The organism is Janthinobacterium sp. NKUCC08_JDC, from assembly GCF_019345575.1.
Classification (GTDB): Bacteria; Pseudomonadota; Gammaproteobacteria; order Burkholderiales; family Burkholderiaceae_D; genus Janthinobacterium; species Janthinobacterium aestuarii.
Window position 1 is genome coordinate 753,767 of record NZ_JAHKQW010000002.1, and the last position, 16,569, is coordinate 770,335.

13 protein-coding genes are annotated in these 16,569 nt (G+C 62.7%); 7 read left to right on the forward strand and 6 right to left on the reverse strand.

The window, feature by feature from the left end; genetic code table 11:
• Window positions 1–15: 15 nt before the first annotated feature.
• The 5 genes from KO538_RS09425 to KO538_RS09445 all read right to left on the reverse strand — a co-directional run bounded on the left by KO538_RS09425 (window position 16) and on the right by KO538_RS09445 (window position 7,474).
• Window positions 16–1,344: an MFS transporter gene (locus tag KO538_RS09425; protein ID WP_219328105.1), complete on the reverse strand. Its 1,329-nt coding sequence runs from the start codon at window positions 1,342–1,344 to the stop codon at window positions 16–18.
• On the reverse strand, window positions 1,341–3,203 hold the full coding sequence (locus tag KO538_RS09430) for an alpha-amylase family glycosyl hydrolase (protein WP_257620241.1): 1,863 nt from the start codon (window positions 3,201–3,203) through the stop codon (window positions 1,341–1,343). The genes KO538_RS09425 and KO538_RS09430 overlap by 4 nt, the downstream gene beginning before the upstream one ends.
• Before the next feature lie 15 nt (window positions 3,204–3,218).
• Window positions 3,219–5,513, reverse strand: a complete 2,295-nt coding sequence (locus tag KO538_RS09435) for a TonB-dependent siderophore receptor (protein WP_219328106.1) — start codon at window positions 5,511–5,513, stop codon at window positions 3,219–3,221.
• A 310-nt stretch (window positions 5,514–5,823) separates the two neighbouring features.
• On the reverse strand, window positions 5,824–6,852 hold the full coding sequence (locus KO538_RS09440) for a LacI family DNA-binding transcriptional regulator (protein WP_070302852.1): 1,029 nt from the start codon (window positions 6,850–6,852) through the stop codon (window positions 5,824–5,826).
• A 7-nt stretch (window positions 6,853–6,859) separates the two neighbouring features.
• Window positions 6,860–7,474: a glutathione S-transferase N-terminal domain-containing protein gene (locus tag KO538_RS09445; protein ID WP_034745597.1), complete on the reverse strand. Its 615-nt coding sequence runs from the start codon at window positions 7,472–7,474 to the stop codon at window positions 6,860–6,862.
• Window positions 7,475–7,751: 277 nt separating this feature from the next.
• Between KO538_RS09445 and purB the strand changes: the two genes are divergently transcribed.
• From purB to KO538_RS09475, 6 genes are all read left to right on the forward strand, one after another.
• Entirely contained in the window at window positions 7,752–9,131 is a 1,380-nt protein-coding gene (purB, locus tag KO538_RS09450; RefSeq protein ID WP_034745594.1) for an adenylosuccinate lyase, read from the forward strand.
• Between the two features lie 185 nt (window positions 9,132–9,316).
• Window positions 9,317–9,841: a cytochrome b gene (locus KO538_RS09455; RefSeq protein ID WP_046684510.1), complete on the forward strand. Its 525-nt coding sequence runs from the start codon at window positions 9,317–9,319 to the stop codon at window positions 9,839–9,841.
• A gap of 48 nt (window positions 9,842–9,889) precedes the next feature.
• The gene (locus KO538_RS09460; RefSeq protein ID WP_034745589.1) at window positions 9,890–10,444 is read left to right on the forward strand and encodes a YceI family protein; all 555 of its coding nucleotides are present in this window, start codon (window positions 9,890–9,892) and stop codon (window positions 10,442–10,444) included.
• A gap of 138 nt (window positions 10,445–10,582) precedes the next feature.
• On the forward strand, window positions 10,583–11,158 hold the full coding sequence (locus tag KO538_RS09465; protein WP_034747598.1) for a YceI family protein: 576 nt from the start codon (window positions 10,583–10,585) through the stop codon (window positions 11,156–11,158).
• A 166-nt stretch (window positions 11,159–11,324) separates the two neighbouring features.
• Complete coding sequence (locus KO538_RS09470) at window positions 11,325–11,594, forward strand: GlsB/YeaQ/YmgE family stress response membrane protein (protein WP_034745587.1); 270 nt, start codon at window positions 11,325–11,327, stop codon at window positions 11,592–11,594.
• 305 nt (window positions 11,595–11,899) lie between these two features.
• Complete coding sequence (locus KO538_RS09475; RefSeq protein ID WP_034745584.1) at window positions 11,900–14,053, forward strand: S46 family peptidase; 2,154 nt, start codon at window positions 11,900–11,902, stop codon at window positions 14,051–14,053.
• 68 nt (window positions 14,054–14,121) lie between these two features.
• Here KO538_RS09475 and KO538_RS09480 read toward each other — a convergent pair whose 3' ends face one another.
• Window positions 14,122–14,703 (reverse strand): hypothetical protein, encoded by a 582-nt coding sequence (locus tag KO538_RS09480; protein ID WP_219328107.1) that lies wholly within the window; start codon window positions 14,701–14,703, stop codon window positions 14,122–14,124.
• 149 nt (window positions 14,704–14,852) lie between these two features.
• Between KO538_RS09480 and KO538_RS09485 the strand changes: the two genes are divergently transcribed.
• Window positions 14,853–16,541 carry a M14 family zinc carboxypeptidase gene (locus KO538_RS09485; protein WP_219328108.1) on the forward strand — a complete coding sequence of 563 codons (1,689 nt, stop codon included), beginning with the start codon at window positions 14,853–14,855 and terminating at the stop codon, window positions 16,539–16,541.
• Window positions 16,542–16,569: the final 28 nt, after the last annotated feature.

The window sequence follows — 16,569 nt, forward strand, 5'->3', positions numbered from 1 at the left end:
TTTTTTCGCCTGCCGTCAAGCCTTGCCGGTCTGCGGTGGGCGCAGCTTGACGAACAGTACGGCCACCGCCGCGCACAGCAACAGGGCACCGGCCAGCCGGATGACGTTTTCCGGATTGCCGCCCAGCCAGCTGCGGTAATACAGCGGCAAGGTGAAGATCTGGATGATCATCGGGATGACGATGAACATATTGAAAATGCCCATGTAGACACCCGTGCGCTCGGGCGGAATGCAGCCGGCCAGCATGATGTAGGGATTGCCCATGATGCTGGCCCAGGCCAGGCCCACGCCCAGCATCGGCAGCAACAGCAGCGCCGGGCTGTGGATCAGCGGGATGCCCAGCATGCCCACGCCGGCCGCGCACAGGCACAGGCTGTGCATGCGCTTGGGACCGAAGCGGCGCGTGAACGGCACCAGCGCGAAGGCGGCGACAAAGGCGACGAAATTGTAGAAGGCGCCCACCTGCCCGTTCAACAGGCCCGCGTCGCGAAAACCTTGCGACGCGGGGTCCGTCGTGTGAAACAGGGTGGCCGCCAGCGACAGCGCGATGTACTGCCAGTAGCAGAACATGGCGTACCACTGGAACAGGTTGACGAGGGCCAGCTGCTTCATCGTCGGCGGCATGTCGCGCAGGGCCGCGCCGATATCGGCCAGCGTGTGGCGCCAGCCCGGCGGACGGCTGCGGATGGCCGCCAGCTCGGCCGCCGTGAGCGGGTTTTCCGGCGTCGTCTTCAAGGTCCACAACACCGAGGCGAGCGAGAACACGGCGCCGATCATGAAGGCGGCGATGACGATGTGCGGGATATGGCTGCCATTGACGGCATCCTTGTTCATGCCCAGCATGACGAGCAACGACGGCGTCAGGTAAGCCAGTGTCTGTCCCAGTCCCGTAAACGCGCTTTGCGTGAGAAAACCCAGCGAGTGCTGCTTCTTGTCGAGCTTGTCGCTGACAAAGGCGCGGTAGGGCTCCATCGTCACATTGTTGGCCGCGTCGAGTATCCACAGCAGGCTGGCCGCCATCCACAGGGTGGGGCTGAACGGCATGGCCAGCAGGCCCAGGCTGCACAGGATGGCGCCGATCAGGAAGTACGGCGTGCGGCGGCCCCAGCGCGTCACCGTGCGGTCGCTCATGGCGCCGATCAATGGCTGCACGAGCAGCCCCGTCATGGGACCGGCCAGCCACAGGTAGGGCAGGCTCGCCTCGTCGGCGCCCAGGTATTTGTAGATGGGACTCATGCTGCTTTGCTGCAGCCCAAAGCTGAACTGGATGCCGAAAAAGCCGACATTCATGTTGACGATCTGCCAGAACGACAGGTGCGGACGGTGCGCGCTGGCGTCGCTCATGCTGCGTCCCTTTCCAACCACAGCATATGCCAGGGCTGCAAGCCCACCGTGCCGGACAGCACGCTGCCATCGAGGCTGTTGCGCCATTCGCCTGCGGGCAGAGTGAAACGCTGGCTGGCGCCGCTGAAGTTGCTCAGGTTGAGAAACGCGTCGCCGCGCAACAGCGCCAGCACGGCCGGCGTATCGGCGGGCAGCACGCTGCGTGGAGCGGCGGCGGCCAGGGCCGGCAAGCGCCGGCGCACGTCGACCAGCTGGCGCAACGCCAGATACAGCCGTCCGCTGGCGCTCACACCATCGTGGCGCCATGCCAGCAGGCTGTCGTCGAACGCGGGACGCTGCAGCCAGCGGCTGTCCATCGCCCGGTCGGCCCGCTGCGTGTAGCTGTGATCGTTGGTCATGCCCAGTTCATCGCCCATGTACAGCACGGGCAAGGCGCCAAAGCTCAAGGCCAGGCCATGCAGCAGCAGCAGGCGCCGCAACGCGTATTCCTGCTCCTGCACCGTGGCGGCGCTTTCCAGGCCGGCCAGCGAGGCGGCCATGCCGTTGCTGCCATGCGCCTTGTCCGCGCTGCTGCTCTGGAAGGCGGCGCCGCGCGCATAGCTGCCGGGCGCGCCGGCAAAGAACCGCGCGATGCGCGCCAGGCGCACCGGCCCGTTCGCGCCCGCTTCATTGAGCAGCACGTTCCAGCCGATGTCGTCGTGGCAGCGCACATAACTGAGCCAGCTGGCGGCTGGCGGCAGCGGCGGCGTGGCGGCGATCACCTGCTGCAGCAAATCCGTGCTTTCCTCGGCCAGCGCGCCCCAGCCGGCGGCCATCAAGCTGCTGTGATAGGCGATATGGCATTCGGGCGCCGCATCGCTGCCGAAATAGGCGGGCAGCTTGGGCGTGGGCACGATGGCTTCGGCCTTGAGCAGCACGCCCGGCGCGACGATGGCGGCGATCGCGCGCAACGCTTGCAGCAGGCTGTGGGCTTCGGGCTGGTTCATGCAATCGCTACCTTCGCGCTTCCACAGGAAGGCCGTCGAATCGAGGCGGAACACCTCGATACCCTTGTTGGCCAGGCCCAGCATGGCGCCAGCCATGGCCGCGAAGACGGCCGGATTGGCGTAGTTCAAATCCCACTGGTAGGGATAAAACGTGGTCCAGACCCAGCGCTCGAGTTCCGGCACGAAGGTGAAATTGCCGGGCGCCGCCTGCGGGAAAACCTGGCCCACGGTGCGCTCGTAGCGGTCCGGCTGCACGCGGTCGGAATAGGTGTGAAAAAAATCGCGCAGCAGCGGATCGCCCGCCTTGGCGCCCAGCGCCCACGCATGGTCATCGGCCACGTGGTTGAGGATCAGGTCCGAGCACAGGCTGATGCCGGCCGCGCGCAGCTGCGCCGTCAACACCAGCAAGTCGGCATTGCTGCCCAGCGCGGGATCGACTTCCTCGAAGCTGGCGACGGCAAAACCGCCATCGCTTTCGCCGGCGCGCGAGCGCAAGAACGGCAGCAGGTGCAGATACGTCACACCCAGTTCGCGCAGATGGGCAATGCGCGCCGCCACGCCCTGCAGGTTGCCGCCGAAGCGCTGCACATACGCGCTGTAACCGAGCATGGCCTGGCTGGCAAACCAGTCCGGCTGCGCTTCGCGCTGCGCATCCTGCCGCAGCAGCTCGGGGGCGCGCGCCGCGTACAGCCGCCCCACGCTTTCCATCAGGTCGCCCAGCCAGGACAGGAAGTCCGGCCGCTGGCCATACAGGCTGCCCAGGCGGTCGAGCAAGACCTCCTCCTGGCGCGCATAGCGGCGCGCCGCATCGTCGCGCAAGTGCGTGGGGAGCGGCGCCAGCAGGCGCGCCAGGGGGCTGCGTATCGACATCATGAATCCTATCCTTGCTTAAAATGCGTATTTCAGGCTGACCTTGACGGCGCGCCCCGTGATCGAGCGGGCCGCATGGCCATCGCCCTCGACTTCCGTATAGCCGATCTTGTCGAGCAGATTGTTCGCCGTCAGCGCTACCTGCAATTGCGGCGTGAGCTGGTAATTGACGAAGGCGTTGAGCACCTGGTAGGCGGGCAAGGTGATCGTGTGTGCATCGTCGCCCCACGACTTGCCCGTGCCGACCAGGCTGGCGCCCAGGGTAGCCGGTCCCCATTCATAGGTGGGCGCGATCTGATAGACGACACGCGCCTGGCGCCGCGGCGTATTGCCGATCAGCGCCACGTCGGCCGCCGCCGTGCCCGTGATCTCGGCATCGGTGAACGTCAGGCCGCCATTGATGCGGAAGTCGCCGGCGCTGTAGGCCGCTTCCAATTCCACACCTTTCGCTTCATAGCTGTTGGCCGTGCGCAGCTGGGTGGTCGCCTCGTAATTGCTTTCTTTCGTCTTGGCCTGAAACACGGTGACGAAGGTGCTCAGGGGTCCGCGCCGCCATTTCACGCCGCCTTCGAGCTGGCGCACGGTGTTGATCGCCACAGGCACGCTGCCATCGAGCGGTGTGCCGAACAGGATGCGGTCGGCATTGAAGGCCACGCCTTCGCTGACGCGGGCAAACACGGCCAGGTTCCCCTGCAGCTTGTAGTTCGCGCCCAGCGAGTACGAGGTGTGGCCCAGGGTGTAGTCGACCTGCTGCACCGTCGACGGCAGATAGACTTGCGCGCCGGTGGCCTGGTTGGCCGTGCCGCTCGCATGCTGGCGGTCGCGCCGCAGGCCGCCGTCGAGATTCAGCGCACCGCTCTCCCAGGCCAGGTTCAGATACGGCGACACCGTGCGGTATTCCATGTCAACGGCGCGCGAGCAGCAGGCGCCGAAGGCCGGGCCGATGTAGCCCGGCGTGCCGCTCGCCGTCTGCAGCAGCGCCGGCCGGTCGCCCGTGGCCTGCATCAGGTATTCATTGAAGTTCCAGGTCAGGCCCAGCTTTTGCTGCGACAAATACAGGCCGGCCGTGGTGGTCAGCTTGCCGCTGTCGAGCACAAAGGTCTTGGCCAGCTTGGTGTCGCTCAGGGTATTGCTGGCGTCGTCGATCGAGGTGTTGAACACCACGGCGGAAAACGCACGGCCCGTGTAGGGCTTGCCCTGGTTCGGGCCGCTGGCAAACACATAGCTGCCGTCGCTGCCATTATTCGACGGGAAGACGCCGATGAAGCGCCCCGAATTGTCGGCGTAGCGGAAGTTTTCGCTCACGCTCCAGCCCTGCCCCAGCTTGAACGACGCTTCCAGGCCCACGGTATCGCTCTTGACGTGCAAGCCGTCGTTGACGCGGGTGGCCACGCGCTGGTTATCCTTGTTCAGCACCATGTCGGGCACCCAGTACGGCGAATAGAAACTGGCCTTGCGCGGGTCGATGCCGGCGATTTCCCCGATACGGCCATTGCGCACGCTGACGGGCACGGGCAGGGCCGTGGGCGACTGGTCGTCGAGGTGCTTGAACGACAGGCGCACGAAGCCGCTGTCGAATTCATGCGTGACATTGCCGCGGATCTGCCCACCCTTTTCGCTGTTGACGCCACTGTGGCGGATGCCTTCGCCCGTGCGCCAGGAGCCGCCGATGAAGAAGCGCGTGCGTTCCGAAACCGGCGCGCCGTAATCAAAATCGACCCGCGTCTGGTCGTAGCCCAGGCCACGGCTGATGGCCACGCTGCCGCCCTTCTCCTTGCCATTTTTGCTGATGAAATTGATGATGCCGCCCGGTGAATTGGTGGCCAGGGTGGAAGCCGAACCGCCGCGCACCACTTCCAGGTGGTCGAGCGTGGAATCGATCTTGACGAAGCTGTCGGGCGTCGTGAAATTGAAGTCGCCGAACTGCAGCACGGGCAAGCCGTCTTCCTGGATCTGCACATAGCGCGCGCCGCCAGCGGAAATGGGCAGGCCGCGCACGGTGATGTTGGCATTGCCTTCGCCGCCCGAGGATTCGGCGCGCAAGCCCGGCACCGAGCGCAGGACTTCGGCCGCGCTGGTCGGTGCGTTGTGCAGGATGGTGTCGAGTTCCATGCTGCTGACGGAATTGCTCGATTTCATTTTGGACGTGCCGCCGGTGGTACCCGTGACGACGATGCGTTCCAGGTTCAGGCCATCGGCGGGAGCGGCGCTGGCGGTGTCGGCGGCCGATTGCGCGTGGGCGGCGCCCAGTTGCAGCATGGCCAGGGCGACGGCGGCGGCCATGCAGCCGCGTTGAGCAGTACGTGCGTTCATTTTGTCTCCAGTGTTGTATGCCGATACATCGAGGTATCCGCTTGTTATGGGTACTGGCCGCCGCATGCCGTGGCGCGCTGGCTGAGCCGGTACGTCATTATTGAACGAATAAGAATTTATTGCAATCGATTGCAATCGAGCACTGCAACATGAAAATGTTGTTGTTTTTAAGGGAATATTACGGGCAATATAGAGGGAAACAGGCTGGGATCGACGTGATGTCAGGCTTTTTCATGCTGCTGTGCAGCATGAAAATTCACGGATAAATTTGAAATGATTGCAATCGGTTGCAATACCTTGCCAATGCGTTTCAACGGCCCGAAGCGCGTACGATCAGCTCGGTTGGCAATTGCTGCGATGGCGCAGGCGCGCCGTCGACCAGCGCCAGCAGCGAAGCCACCAGCGCGCGTCCGGCGGCGCGGATCGGCTGGCGCACGGTGGTCAGCGGCGGATGGAAATACGCGGCCAGTTCGATATCGTCGTAACCGACCACGGCCACCTGTTCCGGCACGGCCACGCCGCGCGCGCGCAGGGCGTTGATGGCGCTCATGGCCAGCAAGTCGCTGCAGGCAAAGATGGCGTCGAACGGCAGCTGGCGGTCCAGCAGTTCCTGCACGTCCGTCGCGCCGCCCTGCGGCAGGAAGGAGCCGGCCACGTACAGCTGCGGGTCCGGCGCCAGTCCTTGCGCGGCCAGCGCCTGCACATAACCGGCGTGGCGCTGCGCCACTTCGGGCAGCTTGGCGTCGCCAAAGAAGGCGATGCGCCGGCGCCCCGCCGCCAGCAAGTGTTCCGTGGCCAGCCTGCCGCCGGCGACGTTATCGCCGCCCACGGTGCAATACAGTTGCTGCGGCAATTGCGCGCCCCACACGACGATGGGCACCTGGCGCGCGGCCAGCTGGTTCAGTTGTTCATGGTGGCGCCACTGGCCGATCAGGATGATGCCTATCACGCGGCCGCTGTCGAAGGACAGGGCGGCCGCATCGAGCGTTTCCGCATCCACGCGCGAAATGAGCATGTCGAAGCCCTGCTCCGTCAGCGCATCGGCCAGGCTGCCCAGCATGCTGAGAAAGAAAGGATCGGACAGGTGCTGGCGCGTGGCCGCGTCATACGGCACCACCACGCCCACCGTACGGTTCTGTTTCAGGCGCAGGTTTTGCGCGCCGATATTGATGGAATACTTGAGCGAACGGGCCAGTGCGATGACGCGCGCGCGCGTCTCTTCATTGACCAGCGAACTGCCGCTCAGCGCGCGCGACACGGTCGACGTGGACACGCCGGCCAGGCGCGCGATATCGGCCATCTGCAGGCGTTGCTGCGCCTTCGAATCGTTGCCGGTCATCGTGCGCTCACTGCGGCGCGGTGTCCTTGAACGATGGGCGCTCGGACAGTTTGTCGAACAGGCGCGCCAGCGCCGGGTGCTCCGCGCGCCAGTCGATTTCCGGGAAGCGGAAGCTGAGCCAGCCCAGAGCGCAGCCCACAGCCACGTCGGCCAGGGTGTAATTCTTGCCGGCGCAATAGGCGCTCTCGCCCAGGCGTGCTTCCAGCGCCGCCAGGCCCAGGGTGACTTTTTCCAGCTGGCGCGCGATCCAGGCCGCGCTTTGCTGCTCGGGCGGGCGCTGCGTGCGCTCCAGGCGCACCAGCACACCCGCGTCGAGGATGCCGTCGGCCAGCGCTTCCCAGTTCTTGATATCGGCCCGCTCGCGGCCATTGCCGCCGGCCGGCAGCAGTTTACAGACGGGCGTGAGGGTGTCGAGGTATTCGACGATGACTTTCGAATCGATCAGCGTGCTGCCATCCTCCATCACCAGGCAGGGCACCTTGCCCAGGGGATTGGCCTGGGCGATGCGGGTTTCCGGCACCCACACGTTTTCCAGCTCGAAGACATAGTCGAGCTTTTTTTCCGCCAGCACGATACGGGCTTTGCGGACATATGGGCTGGCGAGGGAACCGATCAGTTTCATAGGTACTTTAAGGTAAAGGAGCAGCTAGCAGTATAGCATCGGCGGCAGCGGTGTTTGGCAGCACGCGCCCGGCGGCCTCCAGTGTGTGGCAGGCACGCCGCATCGGGGCCGGATTCGGCCAACATGGCGGCCATCCACAGCCGACGGACGGCTGGCCAGCGGCCAGCGGTGGTAAAATCGCCCTTTACTGTGGCGCCGTCAGTGTTGCTGTATTGCAATAGCCCCGCCCTCCCCGCGCGCCACACGCCAACCGTTTCTTTAACTTGCGTCCGCTCTCATGACTTCTACTACTCCGTATTCCACGCTGTCGGCCCTGTCTCCGCTCGATGGCCGCTACGCCAGCAAGACCGATCTGCTGCGCCCGATCCTGTCCGAAGCCGGTTTCATGCACCACCGCGTGAAAGTGGAAATCTCCTGGCTGCAAGCGCTGTCGCAAGCCGGTTTCGCTGAAATCAAGCCGTTCTCGGCAGAAGCGAGCGCCCTGCTCGACAAGATGGCGGCCGATTTCTCGGAAGCCGACGCGGCCCGCATCAAGGCCATCGAAGCGGTGACCAACCATGACGTCAAGGCTGTTGAATACTGGCTGAAGGAACAAGTGGCGGACGTGCCGGAACTGGTGGCGGCGTCGGAATTCATCCATTTCGCCTGCACCTCGGAAGACATCAACAACACCTCGCACGGCATGATGCTCAAAGCCGCGCGCGATGGCGTGATGCTGCCGGCATTGAACGGCCTGGTGGCCAAGCTGACGCAGATCGCGCACGACAATGCCGACGTGCCGATGCTGTCGCGCACGCACGGCCAGACGGCCAGCCCGACCACCCTGGGCAAGGAATTTGCCAACGTCGTGGCCCGCTTGCAGCGCGCCGTGAAACGCATCGAGCAAGTGGAAATCCTCGGCAAGATGAATGGCGCCGTCGGCAACTACAACGCCCACCTGTCGGCCTACCCCGGCTTCGACTGGCCGGCATTCTCGCAGGCCGTCATCGAACAGCGCCTGGGCCTGGTCTTCAATCCGTACACCATCCAGATCGAGCCGCACGACTATATGGCCGAACTGTTCGACGCCTTCGCGCGCGCCAACACGATCCTGCTGGACCTGAACCGCGACATCTGGACGTATGTGTCGCTGGGCTATTTCAAGCAAAAGCTGAAAGCGGGCGAAATCGGTTCGTCGACCATGCCGCACAAGGTCAACCCGATCGACTTCGAAAACTCGGAAGGCAACCTGGGCCTGGCCAACGCCGTGCTGAAACACCTGTCGGAAAAACTGCCCGTCTCGCGCATGCAGCGCGACCTGACCGATTCGACCGTGCTGCGCAATATCGGCGTGGGCCTGGGCTACACGCTACTGGCGTATGACAGCTGCCTGCGCGGCCTGAACAAGCTGGAAGTGAACCACGCGCGCCTGGCGCAAGACCTGGACGCGACGTGGGAAGTGCTAGCCGAGCCCGTACAAACCGTGATGCGCCGCTATGGCATCGAAAACCCGTACGAGCAGCTGAAAGAGCTGACGCGCGGCAAGGGCATCTCGAAAGAAGCGCTGCAAACCTTCGTCAATGGCCTGGCCATTCCGCAGGATGCCAAGGACGTGCTGCTGACCATGACGCCGGGCAACTACATCGGCATCGCGGCGCAATTGGCCAAAGCCATCTAAGCAGTTTCCACATGGGGATCCTGCTATCCCACTCCCGCGGGGCGGCCAGCACACAAATGCTGCCCGCCCCGCGGTTTTTCCGGCAATCTTTCTTGTAGAATCTCCGGCACGCAGCGCAATTTGCTTTTCTTTGGTATATTAGGCCGAATTAGTCCTAATACGTACTACTTTCAAGAAAGCCATCGATGCAACGCTACACCACCACCGCCATCATCCTGCACTGGCTGACCGCCCTGCTGATCATCAGCGCCTTCGTCATGGGCCTGGTCATGGTCGATATTCCCGGCCTGACGCCCACCAAGCTCAAATATTTCTCCTGGCACAAATGGCTGGGCGTGACCGTGCTGGCCATCGCCGCCATCCGCCTGCTGTGGCGCAAGGCCAATGTGCCGCCGCCGCACCCGGCCAGCATGGTTGCCTGGCAAAAGAAGGCGGCCGACGCCATGCACGTGCTGCTGTATATCCTGATCTTCGCCGTGCCCGTCTCCGGCTACCTGTACACCTTGGCCGCCGGCGTGCCCGTGGTCTACCTGGGCCTGTTCCAGTTGCCGGTCATCATGGCGCCGAACCCGGAACTTAAGCCGCTTTTAAAAGAAATTCATTATGTTCTGAACATGACGATGGCCGCCGCCGTGGCCGCCCATGTGCTGGCCGCGCTGAAGCACCAGTTCATCGACCGCGATGGCGTGCTCAAGCGCATGCTGCCGTAGCACCGACTTCCCCTTGCTCACTGAAAAACTACAGGAAAAAAAAACAAGATGAAAACCACCCAACGCATCGTCCTCGCTTCCCTGCTGGGCCTGTCCGTGGCCGCCACCGCCGCCACCTTGCTGAAAGTCGATCCCGCCAAGACCAGCGTGTCGGCCGTGTTCAAGCAAATGAACGTGCCCGTGGAAGCGAAGTTCAAGAAATTCAATATCGCCATCGATTACAACCCGGCCGCGCCGGACGCCTCGAAGGCGTCGGTGGAAATCGAGACGGCCAGCATCGATATCGGCGACCCCGAGTACAACAAGGAAGTGGCCAAGAAAGAATGGTTCAACTCGGCCCAGTTCCCGAAAGCCACCTTTGTCTCGAGCAGCATCAAGGCGGCCGGCGCGGGCAAGCTGACGGTGACGGGCAAGCTGAGCATCAAAGGCAAGACCAGCGACGTGACCTTCCCCCTGGCGGTGAAAGCCGACGGCGGCAAATACGCGTTCGACGGCGCCCTGCCGATCAAGCGCCTGACCTACAACATCGGCGAAGGCGAGTGGAAAGACACGAGCATGGTCGCGGATGAAGTTACCATCAAATTCCACGTTGCCGCTCAATAACACCTGAGAAAACGTCCATGGCTGCGTTGTTCTTGCCTCGTCGTACATTCGTACTGCCTTCGGCAAGGCGCCTTGCCCTGAACGTTTTTCATGCGTTATGAAAAACAACCCCAAAACCTGTTCAACTATAGGATCTGCATGAAATTTTCGCACTTGATGATCGCCGTGCTGGCAGCCGCCGGCGCGGGTTCGGCCATGGCCGCTACCGACACCTACAACCTCGACCCGACGCATACCTTCCCCAGCTTTGAAGCCGATCACATGGGCATGTCCGTGTGGCGCGGCAAGTTCAACAAGACCAAGGGGACGGTCACCCTGGACCGCGCCGCCAAGACGGGTAGCCTGGACCTCGTCATCGATGCCGATTCGATCGACTTCGGCCTTGACGCCATGAATACGCACGCGAAAAAAGCGGACATGTTCAACGTCGAGAAATTCCCTGAAATCACCTACAAGAGCAAATCGCTCAAGTTCAACGGCGATCAGCTGGTGGAAGTCGATGGCGAACTGACCCTGCTGGGCGTGACCAAGCCCGTCAAGCTGAACGTGAGCAAGTTCAAGTGCATCATGCACCCGCGCTACAAGCGTGAAGTGTGCGGCGCCGACGCCACGGCGGAATTCAAGCGCAGCGACTTTGGCCTGAACTACGGCATGCCGGCGTTCTCGCCGGAGGTCAAGCTGGCCATCCAGGTAGAAGCGATCAAGGCCGATTAAACACGGCCTTGCCGCATGACAAGCCCGCCTCGCTGCCCGCAGCCAGGCGGGCTTTTGCATGCGCCATGCGAATCCGCTGGACTTTTCTATCGTGCGGCATCACTATCCATTGGCATGATGTTGTTCTGACATGGCACACCTACTTATCCATCGCGCGGAGGACTACATGAATTTCATTATCTGGATCGTTATTGGCGGCGTCATTGGCTGGCTGGCCAGCATGGTCATGAAAACCAATGCGCAACAGGGCATCTTCCTCAATATCATCGTCGGCATCGTCGGCGCCTTCCTGGGCGGCTGGCTGCTGGCCCCGCTGTTCGGCACGGGCACCATCAATAGCGACAATTTCAGCCTGGCTTCGTTGCTGGTCTCGTTCCTGGGCGCCGTGATCCTGCTGGGCATCGTGAATCTTTTGCGCCGCGGCAAAATACGCTAAGCAGTCAAAAAGAGCGCAGCAACACATGGCCGGGCCGCGCAAGCGCCCGGCCATTTTTCATTGCCGCCAGGACACGTATGTACAAATACCACAGCCGCCGCACGGAAAAATGCGCGCTGGCAGCCGGTTCCCGCCCCTGCGCCACTCAAAATAATGCCATTCCAGCAAGCACATACGTGCATGCTGCCCGGAAAATGTGATTGACTAGTGCGAGTTCGATACGGATACTCTATGTCGCCCGCTGCACAATCAGCGGGTACTCCGCTGATTCCGACTTCCCTACAATGTAAAAGAACAGAACTCGAATGAAAAAATCTCTCATCGCGCTCGCCATCCTGAGCAACTTCGCACACGCCGACGAAGGCATGTGGATGCCCCAACAGCTGCCACAAGTAGCCAAGGAACTGAAAGCGGCCGGACTGAAACTTGATCCGACCAACCTGACCAAACTGACCGAATTCCCGATGGGCGCCATCGTCAGCCTGGGCGGCTGCTCGGCATCGTTCGTCTCGCCGCAAGGCCTGGTTGCCACCAACCACCATTGCGTCTACAACAGCGTGGCGGTCAATTCGACCAAAGAGCGCGATTTGCTGGCCAACGGTTTCCTGGCCAAGACGTTCGCTGAAGAATTGCCAGCGTCCCCAGGCAGCCGCATCTTCGTCACCTCGGCCGTAACGAATGTCAGCGACAAGATCATCACCGCCGACGTGGCCAAGCTGCAAGGCAAGGCACGCATCGACGCGATCGAGAAAAACCAGAAGAAACTGGTCGCCGAATGCGAAAAAGAAGCGGGTTTCCGCTGCACCGTGTCCGCCTACTACGGCGGCCTCGAGTTCTACCTGATCAAGCAACTGGAAATCCGCGACGTGCGCCTCGTGCACGCGCCTCCAGCGGGCGTCGGTAAATTCGGCGGCGACACCGACAACTGGATGTGGCCACGCCACACGGGCGACTACGGTTTCTACCGCGCCTATGTCAGCAAGGACGGCAAAGCTGCCGACTTCAGCAAGGACAACGTGCCGTACCAGCCAAAACACGTGCTGAAACTGGCCAAGGATGGCTTGAAAGAAGGCGATTTCGTGATGGTCCTGGGCTACCCTGGCCGCACCAACCGTCACCGCCTGCCATCGGAAGTGGCGTACACGTTTGACTGGAACTACCCGGCCTTCGTGAAAGCGTCGGGCGAAACCCTGGCCATCATCGCGCGCGAAACCAAGGACAACAAGGATGTTGCCCTGAAATACGCGGGTCAAGTTGCCGGCGTAAACAATTACTACAAGAACCGCCAAGGCATGCTGGACTCGTACGCCGGCAGCGACTTCCTGGCGCGCAAGACGGCGGAACACGAAGCCCTGAAGACCTGGGTCAACGCCACGCCGGCACGCAAGGCCGAATTTGCCGGCGACATCGAGCAAGTGGAAAAGCTGATCGCCGAGCGCGATGCCGACACCAAGCGCGATTTCTTCCTCAGCTACGCACAACCACGCCTGCTGAACACGGCTCGCAGCCTGTACCGCCTGTCCAACGAAGGCACCAAGGCCGATACGGAACGCAAGTCCGGCTACCAGACGCGCGACTTGCCACGCCTGGAAGCGGGCATCACTTCGGTCGAGCGCACCTACGATGAAAAAGTCGACAAGGCGCTGGTACTGAACAGCCTGACCAAATACGCCGCGCAACCGGCGGCACAACGCCGCGCCAGCTTCGACGCCGCCATCGGCATCAAGGATGGCATGTCGCCAGCCGACCTGTCCGCCGCTCTGGACAAACTGTATGCCGGCAGCAAGCTGGCCGACAAGGCCGAGCGCGCAGCATGGCTGAAACGCACGCCAGCTGAATTTCAGGCCAGCAAGGACAGCTTCATCCAGGCCGCCGTCGCCATGTATCCGGATTCGCTGAAAAACGAAGCGGAAGATGAAGAACTGGCAGGCAAGATCCAGCAAGCGTACGCCAACTACATGAAAGCAAAAATCGCCTTCATGAAGAGCAAGGGCCAAGCCGTCTATCCTGACGCCAACAGCACCCTGCGCGTGACGTTCGGCAAAGTAGCCGGCCGCGACCATGGCGCCGACGGCACCACCTGGTCTGCCTTCACCACCGTCAATGGCGTCGCCGCCAAAGCCACGGGCCAGGGCGAGTTCAATGCTCCGGCAAACCAACTGGCCGCGATCAAAGCCAAGGACTTCGGTAAATTCGTCGATCCGAAGCTGAAAACCGTACCGGTCGACTACCTGGCGACCCTGGACATCACCGGCGGCAACTCCGGTTCCGCTGCCCTGAACGCCAAAGGCGAATTCATCGGCCTAGCCTTCGATGGCACCCTGGACTCGATCATTTCCGATTGGGACTACAACAAGGCCAACACCCGTTCGATCCAGGTTGACCTGCGCTACATGCTGTGGAACATGAAACACATCGACCACGCAGACAACCTGCTGAAAGAAATGGGCGCTGAATAACAAGAAGCAATAACCCGGCAACGGGCGCTTTAGCCTGAGCCACTCCTGCGGGAGTGGCTTTTTTTCGCCTAGCGTTTTACCTTGGTAAAGCGGTACGGCACGGCTTGTTCCTCGCCAAACACCTGCGCACGGCCATTTCCCAAGGGCAGCATCACCCGCCGGCCATCGTGCAGCAGCAAAGCCAGGTCGGCACCGGGAAAACGCGGCGCCAGCAGCGGATAGGCTTGCCGCGCGATGGGGGCGGCGGGTATCACGATGCGGTAGTCGCCATCGCCAAAGTCCAGCAGCAGCGCGGGAAGCTCATCGGGCCCCGGCAGCGCCGTGATGCGCAGGCGCGCGCTACCCTTGACGAGCTCGAAGGCTGACCACAGGGGCAAGGGGCGCTGCGTGGCCCCGGCCTGCAGCTGCGGCGCGTGGCCCGCCTGCGCCGACGCCAGTACGACGTCGGGCCGCTGCTCCGATACGGCCCCATCGACGGCCAGCAGCCAGCCTCGGTAGCGTATCAGCGCACCCTGCGCGGCGGCCGTGACGGAGCCGCCCTGCGCCACCGGTCCCTTGCCCGCTGGCAAGCGCAATGGCGCCGCCTGTGCCGCCAGGCAAGTCCACCACAGCAGCGCCGCCATCGCCGTCGCAGTCACCGTCTTCGCCATGCCGTCTCCCTCGCGCGTGAAACGTATTCATAACACAAGTGCGGCCCGCCCCCTCTGCCGCGCCTCAAGGCGCCAACGCCGGTGCTACAATTGGCCCCTAGCGGGCGTGCTTACCCAGCGTGCCTTCCCCCTCCCAGACTCAGACCGCTATGCCACCAGACTTGCGCACGACCTACGAACTCGGTAACCACAACCAGACCACGACCTGGCTGGAATGCATCACCTTCTATCAAGATCTCGCCGCACGCTATCCGCAAGTGCTGCATTTCGAACAGATCGGACTGTCCGACTCGGGCGTGCCCATCCATGCTGGCGTCGTCAGCGCGGACGGCGTGTTCGACCGTGAACAGATCAAGCGCGCGGGCCGCACCGTGTTCTTCAACAACAACGGCATCCACCCGGGCGAACCGGAAGGCATCGACGCCTGCATGGCCATCGTGCGCGACCTGTGCACGCAGCCGGAACGCCTGGCGGCGCTGGGCAGCACCGTGCTGCTGTTCATTCCGATCTACAACGTCGATGGCAGCCTGAACCGCGCCAACACGTCGCGCGTGAACCAGGATGGCCCGGAGCAATTCGGTTTCCGCGGCAATAGCCGCCACCTGGACTTGAACCGCGATTTCATCAAGTGCGACAGCCTGAACGCGCAAGTGTTCAACCGCCTGCTGGCCAGCTGGGACCCGGACGTGATGGTCGACACGCACACGTCGAACGGCGCCGACTACCCGTACACGATGACCCTGATCCACACGCAGACGGACAAGCTGGGCAATGGCCTCGGCCCCTTCCTGCAAGACACCATGCTGCCGCACATCTTTGCGCAGATGGAACAGGCCGGCTGGCCCACCTGCCCGTATGTGAACCCCGTCAAGGACAGCCCCGACCACGGCATCGCCGAGTTCCTCGAAGTACCGCGTTTCTCGACCGGCTTTGCGGCCTTGCACCACGTCATCGGTTTCATGCCGGAAACGCACATGTTGAAACCGTTTGCCGACCGCTACGCTTCCATGCGCGCCCTGCTCGACATCACGATGGCGTTCACGGTCAAACATGGCGAACAGATCAAGCAATTGCGCGCGCAAGCCAAGGCGGCGGGACGCACGCAAGCCGAGTGGCCCATCCACTGGACCATGAACGAAGAACAGCCGTCGACCTTCCCCTTCAAGGGCTATGCGGCGCAATACACGCCAAGTATCCTCGGCGACTACCAGCGCCTGTCGTACGACCGCTCGCAGCCGTGGGAACGCGATATCAAGTATTACAACCGCTTCGATGCGGACGTCACCGTGGCCGCGCCAAAAGCCTATGTCGTGCCGCAAGCGTGGCGCGAAGTCATCGAGCGCCTGCGCTGGAACGGCGTCGAAATGAGCCGCATCACCGCCGAACAGACGCTAACGGCGCGCTACTACCACATCACCAGCGTCGGTACGCGCGCCACTGCCTACGAAGGCCACATGTTCCACGACACGGTGGAACTGGAAGCGCGCACGGGCCAGTTCACCGTGCAAGCGGGCGATTATGTCGTGTCCTTGGAGCAGGACAACGCGCGCTACGCCGTGGAAACGCTGGAGCCGCAGGCGCACGACAGCTTCTTCCGCTGGGGCTTCTTCAACAGCGTGCTGGAGAAGAAAGAAGCGTTTTCCGACTACGTATTCGAGGACATGGCATCCGAATTGCTGCGCGACGAGCCGGCGCTGGCGGCAAAATTTTCCGAGTGGAAAGCGGCCAACCCGGCCTTGCTGAGCAATCAGGAAGCCGTGCTCGACTTCATTTTTGCACACTGCCAGCGCTTTGCCGAGCCGGAATGGCGGCGTTATCCTGTGATCGCCCTGATGTAACTCGGGGCTGTAGCGACTGCAACATCTT

What these genes read in the sequence shown, in the direction of transcription:
- KO538_RS09470 (WP_034745587.1), top strand. Translation starts at nt 11,325, where the DNA reads ATGAATTTCATTATCTGGATCGTTATTGGCGGCGTCATTGGCTGGCTG.
- KO538_RS09485 (WP_219328108.1), top strand. Translation starts at nt 14,853, where the DNA reads ATGCCACCAGACTTGCGCACGACCTACGAACTCGGTAACCACAACCAG.
- KO538_RS09460 (WP_034745589.1), top strand. Translation starts at nt 9,890, where the DNA reads ATGAAAACCACCCAACGCATCGTCCTCGCTTCCCTGCTGGGCCTGTCC.
- KO538_RS09455 (WP_046684510.1), top strand. Translation starts at nt 9,317, where the DNA reads ATGCAACGCTACACCACCACCGCCATCATCCTGCACTGGCTGACCGCC.
- KO538_RS09435 (WP_219328106.1), bottom strand. Translation starts at nt 5,513, where the DNA reads ATGAACGCACGTACTGCTCAACGCGGCTGCATGGCCGCCGCCGTCGCC.
- KO538_RS09440 (WP_070302852.1), bottom strand. Translation starts at nt 6,852, where the DNA reads ATGACCGGCAACGATTCGAAGGCGCAGCAACGCCTGCAGATGGCCGAT.
- KO538_RS09430 (WP_257620241.1), bottom strand. Translation starts at nt 3,203, where the DNA reads ATGATGTCGATACGCAGCCCCCTGGCGCGCCTGCTGGCGCCGCTCCCC.
- KO538_RS09465 (WP_034747598.1), top strand. Translation starts at nt 10,583, where the DNA reads ATGAAATTTTCGCACTTGATGATCGCCGTGCTGGCAGCCGCCGGCGCG.
- KO538_RS09475 (WP_034745584.1), top strand. Translation starts at nt 11,900, where the DNA reads ATGAAAAAATCTCTCATCGCGCTCGCCATCCTGAGCAACTTCGCACAC.
- KO538_RS09425 (WP_219328105.1), bottom strand. Translation starts at nt 1,344, where the DNA reads ATGAGCGACGCCAGCGCGCACCGTCCGCACCTGTCGTTCTGGCAGATC.
- KO538_RS09480 (WP_219328107.1), bottom strand. Translation starts at nt 14,703, where the DNA reads ATGGCGAAGACGGTGACTGCGACGGCGATGGCGGCGCTGCTGTGGTGG.
- purB (WP_034745594.1), top strand. Translation starts at nt 7,752, where the DNA reads ATGACTTCTACTACTCCGTATTCCACGCTGTCGGCCCTGTCTCCGCTC.
- KO538_RS09445 (WP_034745597.1), bottom strand. Translation starts at nt 7,474, where the DNA reads ATGAAACTGATCGGTTCCCTCGCCAGCCCATATGTCCGCAAAGCCCGT.